The organism is Streptosporangium sp. NPDC002607, assembly GCF_053592655.1.
Genome location: NZ_JBSFWD010000004.1, coordinates 261,418 through 274,917, shown reverse-complemented (window position 1 = coordinate 274,917; position 13,500 = coordinate 261,418). Strand labels below are relative to the sequence as shown.

The window sequence follows — 13,500 nt, the reverse complement described above, 5'->3', positions numbered from 1 at the left end:
GAGGGTCCGGGGCTGAGGAAGCACCCCGGAGTCGGTCTGCCGGCGTGTGTTCAACGTAGCCATCTGGTTGCACCTCCACATCGTGATGGCTGGGGCTGGTCAACGTGGAGCCGGCGGTGCGCGGTGCGGCACCTCAAGCTCCAGCCCTCAGGCCGGGGTCGTTGACGCGAATGCCTCTTCCTTGTCAGGGGTCTCCTCGCCCTCGGGCAGGTGGCCGGTGATGGCCAGGAACACCTCGTCCAGGCTGGACTTGCGCAGCGCGAGCTCCGAGGCGATGACACCCTGCTCGTCCAGACGGCGCACGATCACGGGGACGGCGGCGGGGTCGTGGACGGAGGCGGTGGCCCTGCCCCCGCTGAGGTCGGGAATCTCGCCCAGCACGTCGGCCAGCACCTTGCCGACCAGATCGAGGTGCTCGGCCTGCGAGGGACGCACCTCCAGGACCTGGGCACCGGTGGTCGCCTTGAGCTGGTCGGAGGTGCCGGAGGCGATGACCCTGCCGTGGTCGAAGACGACGATGTCGTCGGCGAGCTGGTCCGCCTCCTCCAGATACTGGGTGGTGAGCAGCACGGTGACACCGTCGGCCATCAGGCCGCGCACCACGCTCCACAGGTCTGTGCGGCTGCGCGGGTCGAGCCCGGTGGTGGGCTCGTCGAGGAAGAGCACCTGGGGGCGGCCGACCAGGCTGGCGGCCAGGTCCAGACGGCGGCGCATGCCGCCGGAGTAGGTCTTGGCGGCCCGCCCGCCGGCATCGGACAGGTCGAAGCGCTCCAGCAGCTCGCCCGCGCGCGCCCGGGAATCGGCACGCGTCATGCCCAGCAGGCGGCCGATCATCACCAGGTTCTCGACACCGGTGAGCATCTCGTCGACGGCGGCGTACTGGCCGGTCAGGCCGATCAGTGAACGCACCTGGTGGGCCTGGCGCGTCACGTCGTAGCCGCCGACGACGGCGGTGCCGGCGTCGGGGCGGAGCAACGTCGCCAGGATGCGCACCGCGGTGGTCTTGCCCGCCCCGTTGGGGCCCAGCACACCGAGCAGCCTCCCCTGGGGAACGAGGAGATCCACCCCGTCCAGTGCCCGGGTCTCCCCGTAGCGTTTCACCAGGCCCTCGGCCTGGATCGCATAGCTCATCGGTCGTACCTCTCCGTAGTCTCCGGATCTCCAGCATGTACTGCGCCACCGACACTTTTTCGATCCACGGCCCGACCGGAGGGAAACGGGCGATGACAGATCGAGGAAGGGGAGCCGCCTCGTCGGAGCGCCTGCCCTCGGACCCGCCACGATGCCCGCCGGGCTCCGGCGGGACTTTTTGCGTCACGCCGCCGGAGCGCCCCGTGGGACGTGACCGTTTAGGCTGACAGCGTGAGTGACCGAGCCGATGAGCCCAGCCCCGCCTCGCAGGAGGCCACGGCGGCCGGTCGGCCGGGCGAGCGTCGCAGGGCCGTCTCCCTGCGCGCCCCCGCCAATCCGGTTTCGCGCAAGGCAGTCACCTTGTGGCTGATGGAGGGGGTTCTCTGGTCCATTGTGCTGGTCGGTGGCTCTTTCTTCCTGGCGAGGTGGATCGACGAGAGTCGCTGGTCGTGGTTGCCCGGATGGGCGCTGGACAACGTCTGGTGGCTGCCGTGGCTGATGGTGCTGCTACTGGTGCCCGGCACGCTCGTCGAGCCGTTCTGGCGGTACGCCGTGCACAGGTGGGAGCTCAGCGAGGACGTGGTCTACGCCCGTTCCGGGTGGCTCAGCAGGGAATGGGTGTTCGTGCCGGTCAGCAGGATCCAGACCGTCGACAAGGCGCAGGGCTGGTTCGAGCGCATGCTGGGCCTGGCGACCGTCGAGATCCGCACCGCCTCCCATGCGGGCTCGTCCACGATCAAGGGCCTTGACTACGAGGTCGCCGCCGAACTGGCCGAGGGGCTCGCCCGCCGCGCGGAAGAGCTCAGGGACGACGCGACGTGACCGGATCCCCCAGCGACCGTTCACCGGCGGAGCCGCCGGAGGGCACCGAATCCTCGGGGCCTGGTTTCGGGTCCGTCCCGAATCCCGATCCTGACCCTGCTCGTTCGGTCGACGGGACGGGGGAGGGCGTCGAATCCTCGGTGCCTGGTCTCGGGTCTCCCGGATCCGTCCGGCATCCTGATCCCGCTCTCCCGGCCGACCGGACGGGGCCGTCGCTGCGGCTCAGCCCGAAGGTGTTGCTGACCGATCCGATCCGGATGCTGCCCTCGCTCTTCCTGCCGCTGGCCGGTGTCCTGTTCCTCGGCGGGTTCTCACCGGGATCGTTCGTGTGGGCGGCGCTGGGCGTCGTCGGCTCCGTCGCGTTCTCGGCCGTGCGCTGGGTCACCTTCACCTACCGGGTCGCCGGTGACCGGCTGGAACTCACCCGGTCGCTGATCAGCAGGTCGGTGCGGACGATCCCGCTGGAGCGGATCCGCGGCGTCGACGTCAGTGCCCCGCCGCTGCACCGTCTGCTCGGCATAGCCGTCCTGCGGATCGACACCGGCGCCGGCGGCGACGACAAGCAGGAGGGCGAGCTCGACGGGGTCACCGTGGAGGAGGGGGAGCGGCTCAAGGCGGTGCTGCTCTGGCACGCACGCGCCCGCATGGCGAGACGTGCCCAGGCGCGCGAGACGGCCTCGGCGTCCGGCTCCGGTGAGCTCACGGCCGCGAGCGTGACGGAGCCGGCGACCCCCGCCGTCGTCCGTCACGAGGTGGGTGACGCGACCCCCGAGCGGGTGTTCTTCGTGCTGCCGCGAAAGTGGCTCGTCTACGGCCCGCTCTCCGGTTCCTATCTGCTGACCCCGTTCGCGCTGGTCGCCGGTGCCGTGGGCCTGGCGTTCCAGTGGGGCGGCGAGTTCAAAATCGACAGGCGGGTCGTGATGGGCGCGGGGGAGTGGCTCTGGGAGCATCCGCCCCTGCTCGCCGCGGCCCTGGTGCTGCTGCTCCTGGCCATGCCGGTGGTCGGTGTGATCATGTACGCGGTGTTCAACTGGGATTTCACCCTCCGCGCCGGCGAGGGATACCTGATCGCCGGGCGCGGTCTGGTCACGCGCCGGAGCGTGTCCCTGGAGCGGCGCAGGGTGCGAGGGTTCGAGTTCGTGGAAGGGCCGGCCGAGCGCTGGGCGGGGTTCGGCCGCGCGTGGGCGATCGTGACCGGTCTCGGCGACTCGGAGACCCGGGGCCAGTTGCTTCCCGTCGCCCCGAGGGAGACCGTGCTCGGGGTGGTGGGTGAGGCGATCGGCCCGATCACCACCGGGCTGCGGTCCCACCCGCCGGCGGCGCGCAGGCGCCGGCTGTTTCGGGCGATCTTCCCGTGGCTGGTCGTCGCCGCCTGCGCGACGGCGGCGGCCCTGCTCTGGTCCGGGCTCTGGTGGGCGCTCGCGGTGCCCGCCCTGATCCTCGCGCTGCTGGGCATCCCGCTCGGCCTAGACCGCTACCGGTCCCTCGGCCACACCTACGACGGGAGCCGCCTGTCGGTCCGCTCGGGGTCGCTACGCCGCTCACAGGCGGTGGTGGAGAAGCGGGCGGTCGTCGGCTGGACTCTGAGCCAGACCTGGTTCCAGCGCCGCGCCGGTCTGCTGACCGTGACCGCGGGCGTGGGTGCGGGTACCGGTGGCTATGCCGCCCTCGACGTCGGTGAGGCCGAGGGGCCGGCCTTCGCCGCCGAGGTCACCCCGGCCTGGCTGGCCCCGTTCCTCGTTTCCGAGGACCTGGGCCGCGGAGATCCGCTTCCCGCAGCGTCCTCGCCCCTCGGATCGGCGGCACCCGGCGAACCGCCCACGCGGGACAGGTCATCCTCGTCCGGGGAGCCGGGGAACGGCTGACACACGGTGAGGCGGGGGGCCGATGTTCCGGTCACCCCCCGCCTGACGCGGTGCGGTCAGTCCTGGCGGCGGGCGCCGAACATGATCTCGTCCCAGGTGGGCACGGACGCCCGCCGCCCCCGGGACTTCTTGGCAGGTCGCGCCGGAGCCGGTGCCGGCTTCGGCGGCTCCGCGGGCTTCTCCGCCGCGGGCTTGTCGACCTTGGTCTCCTGCATTGCCCCCGTGTCCCCCTGTGTCTCTTGCCTGCCCGGCTCGGCCTTGGCCCGCTCGTCCACGCTGACGCGCGCCGCCGGTACAGCTATCGAACCATCCTGGGCCGGTTCGGTCTCCGATGCGGGGGTCTCCTTCGCCACGGTGGCGTTCTCCGCCTTCGTGGAGACCTGCTGCCCCGCCGCCTTCTCGCCCGCCGTGGACCGCTGCTCGGCGGGCTCGGGCGGGACGGCGACAGGCTTCGGCGGGGTCGCGGCGGTGGGCGAGAGGGGGGCCGGAACCTCGGCGGCCTGGGGAGCCTCCGTGACCTCCGGAGCCTTCGCGGCCTCCGGAGCCTTCGCGACCACGGGCTCGGCCGTGACCTCAGGTACGGTGACCGCCGGCTCGGGGGGAGCGGCCGGCACGTGCGCCAGAGCCTGCTCGGGCAGGTCGGGTCCGGTGACCGATTCCCGCGCCGTGGCGGGCACCGGCTCCGGCGCGCCGACCGAGAGCGGCCCGACCGGAGCCGGCTCGGCCGTCGTCACAGCTGTCGTCACAGCAGCCGTCACAGGGGGCTGGACAGCGGCAACGGGCTGTGGCGCGGTGGGTGCCGCGGGCTCCGGCTCCGGGGCGGGCGGCGGCTCGTACGCGGCGGGCTCCGGCGCGGCGGGCTCGTACACCGCCGGTGAGACCGGCTCGTACGCGGTGACCGGGTCCGGCAGCACCGGCTTCGGTAGCACCGGCTCCGGAGGCCTGACCCGCGCGGCGGGATCGGAGCCCTCGGCCGCGGGAACGGCGGGCTCCGATGCTCGGTCGGACTGGTATCCGGCCGGGTCGGGAGCGCGCAGCGGCGGCACGGACACCCGCGGGGCCTCGTATCCGGGGGGGAGTGGAGGCATGGGCGGCTGCTGGTAGGCGGCCGGAGGTTCGGTCTGGGCGTAGGCGGGCCGGGGCTGTGCCACGGACTCGTGCCGCAGGACCGAGGGGAAGGCGACCGGCTGCTGGTTCGGCGGTTCGGGAGCCAGCGGCGGCACCGGAGCGAGCTTGGCCACCCGCGGCACGAACGGCGTGACCGTGGTGTCCTCGACCGGCTTGACGTCCTCTCCGCTGGACAGGCGCAGGGCCTCGTCGTCGTGGGGCGTGATGTGGCGCCGGCGCGGGTCGAAGAGCCACTCGGCGTTGCGCGTGTGACCGTTCCACACGAACCCGAGCTTGATGCGCCACATGTTGTCGTCCCGCTTGGCGGAGTCCCACTCGATCTCGTCGGCGGGGACGCCGCGGCGGGTCAGCCGCTCGGCGACCAGATCGCCGAGGGTGGGACCGGGAGCGGAGTCGCCGGGCAGGCGTACGGCGCAGCGCTGCGCCTGCTGTGCCATGTACTCACGTTCCTGGAGCACGGGGCCCTCGAACCACCGCACGCGCTCGACCGGGATGCCCGCCGTATTGGCGATCTCCTCCGCGGTCTCGCCGGCACGGATCCGGGCCTGGATCTCCTTGGGGCGCAACGGACTCTCCACTTCGATCTCGTACTGGCCGAGACGGGAGAAGTTGCCGCGGACGGCAGCACGGAGCCGGTCGTCGACGGGCAGCGTGAACCGGGTACCCCGGCCGGCTGTCGCCAGCACGAGATAGGTCCCGTCCTCACTCACCGCGACGAGTCGGAGCTCCTGCATGCGAGTCCCTTCGTCGTCGTGCTCAATCTTCCCCCGGACCCTTGAGTCTCTCGCGTGTGCCGGTTGCCTGCCAGCACCGTACCCGGCATGTCCGAACATCGCCTTCCTGGATGGGGCTCGCAGCGATGTGACGCCGGTCACATTTGCTCCATTCATCTAATTACAGGGCACCGGTCTGGAGCAGCAACTTCGGGGTCCTCAAGGGATTCTCATGGATAACCCCGTGAACCGCTGCGGACTTCCACCAAGAACCGGGAGATGGCGGTGAGGCCGGTCCGCCGGTCCGGGGAGGGTATGTCGCGATCGCGGCGTTGTTCGGGGGCCGGTCGTCGCGGTCCGTGACGACGGATCGCGGCGGCGGCTGGCATGGACGGCGGGAGAAGGTCATCTCCAGCGGACTCCCTCGGGGTCGAGCGGCGCGGGCGTCTGCGAATCTGCCCGTCGCACGTGCCGGGGGAACGACGGGACACGCGGACGCGTCACTCTTCGAGCGAGCCTTTGCGTCACCCTTTACCGAAAGCTTGTGAGAAGCGGCCGAATCGGGGGAACGGGACCGCTCCGGCGGCCCCTCAGCCCAGGACGGTGTCGAGATACTCGTTGGCGAACGCGCGTCCGGGGTCGAGGGCGTCCCGTACCATCAGGAAGTCGGCGAACCGGGGATAGACCGTCGTCAGGTAGGCCGCGTCGCGGGTGTGCAGCTTGCCCCAGTGCGGGCGGCCGCCGAGCCTCGTCATGATCTCCTCAACGCCCTCGAAGTAGGCGGGGTTCGGGGTCGGCCGGTAGACGTGGCAGGCGATGTAGGCCGAGTCCCTGCCGTAGGCGGTGGACAGCCAGGCGTCCGAGGCGGGGGTGACTCGCACCTCGATCGGGAAACTGATCTTCCAGTCCCTGACCTCCAGCAGGTCGCGGACCTCGCGCAGGGCCTGACCGAGGTGCTCGCGCGCGATGGCGTACTCCATCTCCAGGAAGCGTACCTGGCGCACGCTCGTGAAGATCCGATGCGAGGCGTCGGTGTGGGTCGAGGCCGACAGCGTCGCGGCCGAGAGCGCGTTGAGCCGGGGGATGGCGCCCGGGTAGCGGCCACCGATGCCGCACACCGCGCCGAACAGGGTGTTCTCCATGAAGTGGTTGTCGAGCCAGTACCTCAGCGCGCTCGGCGGCCGGGCCGGGCCGGGGCTGCGGTTGTTGCGCTTGGTCAGGCAGGTGTCCGTGTGCGGCATCCAGAAGAAGTCGAGGTGCTCGTTGCCGGTGACCAGGGAGTCGAGGGAGTCCAGGATCGAGGACAGCGCCATCGGCTCCCGGACGCTGCGCAGCAGGAAGGAGGGCTCCACCCGGAAGGTCACCGCGGTCACCACGCCGAGTGCGCCCAGGCCCACCCTGGCCGCGTCGAACAGGTCCTGCTCGGCCACCCCGCGGATCTTCCCCTCGCCGTCGCCGCGGACTGTGACGATCTCGCCGTCGGCGAGCACCATCTCCAGGGCCAGCACCTGGTCGGCCAGTCCGCCGATGTCCCTGCCGGTGCCGTGGGTGCCGGTCTGGATGGCCCCGGCCAGGGTCTGGGCGTCGATGTCGCCCATGTTGGCCAGGGCCAGACCCCTTTGGTGCAGCTCCCCGTTGAGCACGCCGATCGTCGTCCCCGCCTCGGCCGTCACCCAGCCGTCTCCCACCTCGCGGATCCCGGTCAGCGCGTCCGGCCGCAGCAGGATGCCGTCGGTCAGGGCGACCGAGGTGAACGAGTGCCCGGTGCCGGTCATCCGCACCCGGCGTCCCGAGGCGACGGCGTCGCGCACCGCCCGCGAGACCTCTTCGGCACAGGACGGCGTACGGACCTCCGTGGGGGTGGCGGATTGGTTCCCTGCCCAGTTGCGGAAGGTCTCGCCCATGTTCACTCCTGCCCTGCGGGCGTCACCCGGCCTGTCGTGGGCGTCGACGCCCCTGGGACACGGGTTACCGCCGGTTCGTCACTCGCTCCGCCAGCGAATATGAACAATACTCATGATTACTGCTGGGCGACAGGGGTTCGCAGCCAGGCGGAGCCGCCGACGCCGATCGCCACGGCCAGCAGGGCGCAGGCGAAGGAGAATCCGTAGGCGTTGGAGGCGCCGAACGCGTCGGTGAGTCTGCCGCCCGCCCACGCGCCGATCGCCACGCCGAACCCGACCGAGGTCGAGATCCAGGCCATGCCCTCGGTGAGCAGATGGGCGGGGACCAGCTGCTCGGTCAGGCTGTAGCCGGTGATGACGGTCGGGGAGATGGCCAGCCCGGCCAGGAAGAGCGCGCCCGCCATGACCCTGACATCGCCGATGAGCGTGATCGGGGTCAGGCCCACGGCGAACACCGCCAGCGAGCCGATGAACCTGCCGCGCAGCGAGACGGTCCACTGCCGCGCGCCGTACCAGAGCCCGGAGACCAGGCTCCCGCCGGCGAACGAGGCGAGCAGCAGTCCGGCGGCGGGTTTGACGCCCTGTTCCTCGGCGAACGCCACCGTGACCAGGTCGACCGAGCCGAACACCGCCCCCATCGCCAGGAAGGCGCATGACATCAGGGCGACGCCGGGGATGGTGATCGGGGTGCCCGAGCGCTCCTCCCTGGGACGGACTGGTGGCTCCGTGCCACGCTGCAGCCCGAAGGCGATGGTTCCCACGATCGTGCAGGTCAGGGCCACGATCAGGCCCGCGTACGGGTTGATCATGGTGGCCAGGGCGGTGACCAGCGCCGGGCCCGCGACGAAGATGACCTCGTCGGCGACCGACTCGAAGGAGAACGCCGTGTGCAGCCTCGCCGTCCCGCCCAGCAGGTGCGACCAGCGGGCGCGCACGAGCGAGCCGAGCGAGAGCGCGGTCGCGCCGACCGCGACCCCGGTGGCGAAGAGCGTCCACCGGGGGGCGCCGAACTCGGCGCAGAGCATCAGGCCGGTCAGCGTGGCGCCGTGCGCCAGCGTGAGCGGGATGACTATCCTGGCCTGGCCGAACCTGTCCACCAGGCGTCCCGACAGGGGAGCCGCGACGGCGAAGGAGACGCTGACGGTGGCCGCGACCGCTCCCGCCGTCGCGTAGGAGTCGGTGAGCGCCTCGATGAGCAGCACGACGCCGATGCCGAGCATCGACATGGGCATCCGCCCGAAGAATCCCGCGATGACGAAACCCTTGACGCCGGGAGTGCTGAAGAGCCCTCGGTACGGCCCGACCACTGACACTCCCTGATGCTCTATGTGGGTGGAACATGCCGACGATTCCGCACCGGATCGCTTCTCGGCAAGTGATTTTCCAGGCAACGGCTCCCGGCGGGGTCCGTTGAGGCTAACGTGAGCGCGGTGTCACGTCTTCCCGGGTTGAGGGCATTCGTCCCAGTGATGGTTGCTCTGGCCGTACTTGTCGCTCTCGGTGGCGTCGCGCTCGCGATGATCACCGGCGGCCGTCCCGCGGCCCCGGACGGGAACACCGTCATGGAGTCCCGCATCCGGGACCTGGCGGCGATCGCGCCGGTGGTCAGCCAGCCGACGGCCCCGCCGACCACGGCAGACCCGGAGAACCCCGAAAGCCCGGATCCGGCAGGCGCGGACCGCGAGAGCCCCGGCCCGGGCAATCCCGCGGGTGCGGAGACCGCCCCGGAGACCCCGGCCTCGCAGCCGTCCGCGGCCCCCGGCCCCCAAGGGGCGGACGGCCCAGGGCTCACCTCCACCCCGCCCCGGCTGCTGGTCATATCCCCGTCGACGCTGACCGAGCAGACCAAGGAGGACATCTCCCGGCTCAAGTACGTCCAGAAGATCGACTCCTTCGACGGCGGGGCGGTCAAGGTGTCCGGGGTCGGACTCAACCTCCTCGCGGTCGATCCCGCCCGTTTCCGGGCGTGGGTCCCCAGGGCCGTCGCCGACCAGCAGGGGGTGTGGAGCGCCCTGGCCAGGGGCGAGTTCGTCGCGGACAGCTCGGCGGCGCGCCGCCTGGGACTGGTCCTCGGTGCGGAGTACCAGGTGGACGACGGTCCCCGGCTACGGGCCGCGGCCTCGGCCACCTTCGGCCTGCCGGGCGTGGACGGCATCGTGGGGGAGGAGACCGGCCGCAGGCTGGGCCTGCCGCCGGGGGTGGCGCTGCTCGTGCACGGGCCCGAGAAGGCCACCGCCGTTCTCAAGGCCCGGGTGGGCAGGCTGCTCGGCTCAGGCTCCCAGGTGGTCGCCGTCGGTGGATCCGGCACGGACAAGACCACCACGGACAAGGCGGCCCCGGCGAAGACCGGCACCGGCAAGCCCGCGAAGGCGGCCCGGGTGACGGTCGGCAGACCCGGCAGTTACCTGGAGCTCTATCGCGCCTCGGCCGCGGTCTGCCCGGGGCTCTCCTGGACGGTGCTGGCCGCGATCGGCCAGGTGGAGAGCTCCCACGGGCGCAACAACGGCCCCTCCTCCGCGGGCGCGCAGGGACCGATGCAGTTCATGCCCGCCACCTGGAAGGCCTACGGCGTGGACGGCGACGGCGACGGCGTCGCCGACATCTGGAGCCCCTACGACGCGGTCCCCTCGGCGGCCAACTACCTGTGCGCCAACGGAGCGGCCCAGGGCGGCAAGAAGCTGGAGAAGGCCATCTGGTTCTACAACCACTCCTGGTCGTACGTTTCCAAGGTCCTGGCCATCTCCCGCGGCTATGCCGCCGCCTACCCCTGAGGCACCCGGCGCCCTACCCGCGGCGGCGCGGCGGCGCCGGGCAGCAGGTGGCCGAGCACGCGACGGGCTCGGGCTCGGCGAGCAACTCCGAGACCATCGAGACGAACCGGGGGTGGGTACCGGCCGTGGCCGCCCTGACCAGCGGCAGGCCGATCTTTCTCGCCGTCTCCGCGGCCTCCACGTCGAGGTCGTAGACGACCTCCATGTGGTCGGAGACGAAACCGATCGGCACCAGCACCACCGCCCGGGCGTCGACCCCCAGCAGATGGTCGCAGACGTCGGGCTCCAGCCACGGAATGTGAGGGGCGCCGCTCCGGCTCTGCCAGACCAGGTCCCACGCCCTGTCGCCACCCAGCTCCGCGGTGACCAGCGTGGCCGCGCGGCGCAGCTGAGCCTCGTACGCCCCGCCGCTCTCGCCGGCCGTCTCGGCCATCGAGACCGGAATGCTGTGCGCCGTGAAGATCAGCCGGGCGGAGTCACCGAGCCCGTCGGGCAGCCGGTCCAGCGCCTCGCGGGTGTGGTCGGCCATCGCCGCGATGAAGCCCGGGTGGTCGAAGTAGTGCCGGAGCTTGACCACCTCGGGGGCACCCTCGACCGCGGCCCTGGCCAGCGCGATGTCGTCGATGTACTGCCGGCAGCCGGAGTACGAGCTGTAGGCCGAGGTGACGAAGGCCGCCGCCCTGCGCACGCCGTCGGCCGCCATCTCGCGGAGCGTGTCCTCCAGATAGGGATGCCAGTTGCGGTTGCCCCAGTAGATCGGAAGATCGATGGTCGGTGCCACGGCCGCGATCAGGTCGCGGCACTGCTGGTTGATCGGGCTGGCCCCGCCGAAGCGCTGGTAGTGCGCCTCGACCTCCAGCAGCCGCTCGCGCGGGATCTCGCGGCCCCGCACCACGTTCTCCAGGAAAGGCATCACGTCGTCAGGCTTCTCGGGACCCCCGAACGAGACGACGAGGAGTGCGTCGTAATTCCCCATGGCCTTCATCAAACCGCATGCCGGGGCGTTCTCTCGCATGGTCACCATGCGTAGTTCGTCATCAACAACATTTGTGGATGCGTGTTTGGGGGCATGTCCGAAGACGGTAGCCGGGGTAGGTTCGAAACTGTGACCCCATTTAACGACATCCGCGATTATGTCGGCGTGCCGCGGGTGGCATCCCTGCGGCTATCCCCCGATGGAACGCGCCTGGTCAGCGTGGTGCAGGCGCTCAACCCCGACGGCAGATCCTACGGAACCTCCCTTTGGGAGATCCCGCTCGACGGCCGACGGCCGCACCGGCTGACCAGATCGGTCAAGGGCGAGGCCGGGGCCGAGTTCACCCAGCGTGGTGATCTGCTCTTCGGCTCGCGCCGGCCCGACCCGACGGTCAAGGACGCCGACGAGGAGGTTCCGGCGCTCTGGCTGCTGCCCGCGGCGGGAGGAGAGGCCCGGCAGATCGCATCCAGACCGGGGGGTGTCGCCGGGTTCGCGATCGGCGGGCAGACCGTGGTCTTCTGCTCCGACGTGCTCCCGGGCGACGAGGCGGGGGAGGCCGAGCGGCGCAAGACACGCAAGGAGGCGGGGATCAGTGCGATCCTGCACGAGAGCTACCCGGTGCGTTACTGGGATCACGACCTCGGGCCCGGCGAGCCCCGGCTGTTCGCGGGCACGCTGGGCGAGGAGGAACGGCTGACCGAGGTCAGGGATCTCACCCCCCAGCCGGGCAAGGCCTTGGCGAGCCACAGCGCCTACGACGTGACGCCGGACGGTTCCACGGTCGTGGCCACCTGGGGTGTCTCGATGCCGCACGGCGAGCTCCGTTTCGAGCTGGTCGCCATCGAGGCGGCCAACGGCGGTGCCCGGCGGGTCCTCGCCGCCGATGACGGCCACGACTTCGAAGGGCCGATCAGAATCTCTCCCGACGGACGCCTGGTCGCGTGCGTCCGGAGCAACCACGCCGACATCGACCACATCCCCGAGAGCACCCTGTGGATCGTCGATCTGGTCACCGGTGAGGGCCACCCCGCGGGCGGGGAGCTCTGGCCGTCCGACATCGTCTGGGCGCCCGACTCCCGCTCGCTGTTCATGGCCGCCGACCATCACGGCCGCCGCCCGATCTTCCTGGTCCCGGCCGACGGTTCCGCGCCGGAGCGGCTCACCGGTGACGACGCCGCGTACGCCTCGCTCAACGTCGCGCCCGACGGCACCGTCTACGCACTGCGCGGCGCGGTGGACGCGCCCGCGGCCCCGGTCAGGGTGGCCGCGGACGGCACCGTCGAAAGGCTGCCCTCCCCCGCCCCCGAGCTGGTGCTGCCCGGCAGGCTCACCGAGGTGACCGCGACCGCCGACGACGGCGCGGAGATCAGGGCCTGGCTGGCGCTGCCCGAGGGAGCCTCGGCGAAGAACCCCGCGCCGATCCTGCTGTGGATCCACGGCGGCCCGCTGGGCAGCTGGAACGACTGGTCCTGGCGCTGGAACCCGTGGATCATGGCCCAGAACGGTTACGCCGTGCTGCTTCCCGACCCGTGCATGTCCACGGGGTACGGGCCGGAGATGATCCGGCGCGGCTGGGCCAACTGGGGCCCGCGCACCCACGCCGACCTGATGGCGATCACCGACGCCGCGTTGGAGCTGCCCGAGGTCGACGCCACCAGGACCGCCGCCATGGGCGGCTCGTTCGGCGGCTACATGGCCAACTGGGTCGCCGGGCACACCGACAGGTTCAGTGCGATCGTCACCCACGCCTCGCTCTGGAACCTCGACCAGTTCGCCGGCACCACCGACGCATCGATGTACTGGCAGCGCGAGTTCGGAGCCCCGGGCACCGGGCTGTACGCGAAGCTCTCTCCGCACCGGTCGCTGGGGAACATCTCCACCCCGATGCTGGTCATCCACGGTGACAAGGACTACCGGGTCCCCATCGGCGAGGCGCTGCGCCTCTGGTGGGACCTGCAGCGCTCCGACGTGGAGTCGAAGTTCCTGTACTTTCCCGACGAGAACCACTGGGTGCTCAAGCCGGGCAACGCGGTTGTCTGGTACGAGACCGTGCTGGCCTTCCTGGACCAGCATGTTCTCGGCCGCGAGTGGAAACGCCCTGAGTCGCTGTCGTGAGCCCGATGGAGGAATCGTGGACGGTGCCGTGACCGGCCGGCCGGCGGAGGAGATCGCCGGCTAGTGAGCCCGGTG

9 protein-coding genes are annotated in these 13,500 nt (G+C 71.3%); 4 read left to right on the top strand and 5 right to left on the bottom strand.

Features of this window, described 5'->3' with window-relative positions; translation table 11 throughout:
* Positions 1 to 147 precede the first annotated feature (147 nt).
* A complete protein-coding gene (locus ACWD3H_RS06970) occupies positions 148 to 1,131 on the bottom strand; it encodes an ATP-binding cassette domain-containing protein (protein WP_355560859.1) in 984 nt (327 codons plus the stop codon).
* Between the two features lie 231 nt (positions 1,132 to 1,362).
* On the opposite strand from ACWD3H_RS06970, the gene ACWD3H_RS06965 reads away from it, so the two are divergent.
* Positions 1,363 to 1,953 (top strand): PH domain-containing protein, encoded by a 591-nt coding sequence (locus tag ACWD3H_RS06965; protein WP_451954340.1) that lies wholly within the window; start codon positions 1,363 to 1,365, stop codon positions 1,951 to 1,953.
* 233 nt (positions 1,954 to 2,186) lie between these two features.
* Complete coding sequence (locus ACWD3H_RS06960) at positions 2,187 to 3,818, top strand: PH domain-containing protein (RefSeq protein WP_355560853.1); 1,632 nt, start codon at positions 2,187 to 2,189, stop codon at positions 3,816 to 3,818.
* A gap of 56 nt (positions 3,819 to 3,874) precedes the next feature.
* Here the strand turns inward: ACWD3H_RS06960 and sepH are convergent, their stop codons facing one another.
* From sepH to ACWD3H_RS06945, 3 genes are all read right to left on the bottom strand, one after another.
* Positions 3,875 to 5,680, bottom strand: coding sequence for a septation protein SepH (sepH, locus tag ACWD3H_RS06955; RefSeq protein ID WP_451954339.1), 1,806 nt, complete (start codon positions 5,678 to 5,680; stop codon positions 3,875 to 3,877).
* Between the two features lie 569 nt (positions 5,681 to 6,249).
* The gene (locus ACWD3H_RS06950; RefSeq protein WP_355560848.1) at positions 6,250 to 7,563 is read right to left on the bottom strand and encodes a D-arabinono-1,4-lactone oxidase; all 1,314 of its coding nucleotides are present in this window, start codon (positions 7,561 to 7,563) and stop codon (positions 6,250 to 6,252) included.
* 116 nt (positions 7,564 to 7,679) lie between these two features.
* A complete protein-coding gene (locus ACWD3H_RS06945; RefSeq protein ID WP_451954338.1) occupies positions 7,680 to 8,876 on the bottom strand; it encodes an MFS transporter in 1,197 nt (398 codons plus the stop codon).
* A gap of 156 nt (positions 8,877 to 9,032) precedes the next feature.
* On the opposite strand from ACWD3H_RS06945, the gene ACWD3H_RS06940 reads away from it, so the two are divergent.
* Complete coding sequence (locus ACWD3H_RS06940) at positions 9,033 to 10,334, top strand: lytic murein transglycosylase (protein ID WP_451954337.1); 1,302 nt, start codon at positions 9,033 to 9,035, stop codon at positions 10,332 to 10,334.
* A 13-nt stretch (positions 10,335 to 10,347) separates the two neighbouring features.
* Here the strand turns inward: ACWD3H_RS06940 and ACWD3H_RS06935 are convergent, their stop codons facing one another.
* Complete coding sequence (locus tag ACWD3H_RS06935) at positions 10,348 to 11,310, bottom strand: ferrochelatase (protein ID WP_451954336.1); 963 nt, start codon at positions 11,308 to 11,310, stop codon at positions 10,348 to 10,350.
* A 93-nt stretch (positions 11,311 to 11,403) separates the two neighbouring features.
* Here ACWD3H_RS06935 and ACWD3H_RS06930 point away from each other — a divergent pair, with 93 nt between their 5' ends.
* On the top strand, positions 11,404 to 13,425 hold the full coding sequence (locus ACWD3H_RS06930) for a S9 family peptidase (protein WP_451954335.1): 2,022 nt from the start codon (positions 11,404 to 11,406) through the stop codon (positions 13,423 to 13,425).
* The last annotated feature ends 75 nt before the right edge of the window (positions 13,426 to 13,500 follow it).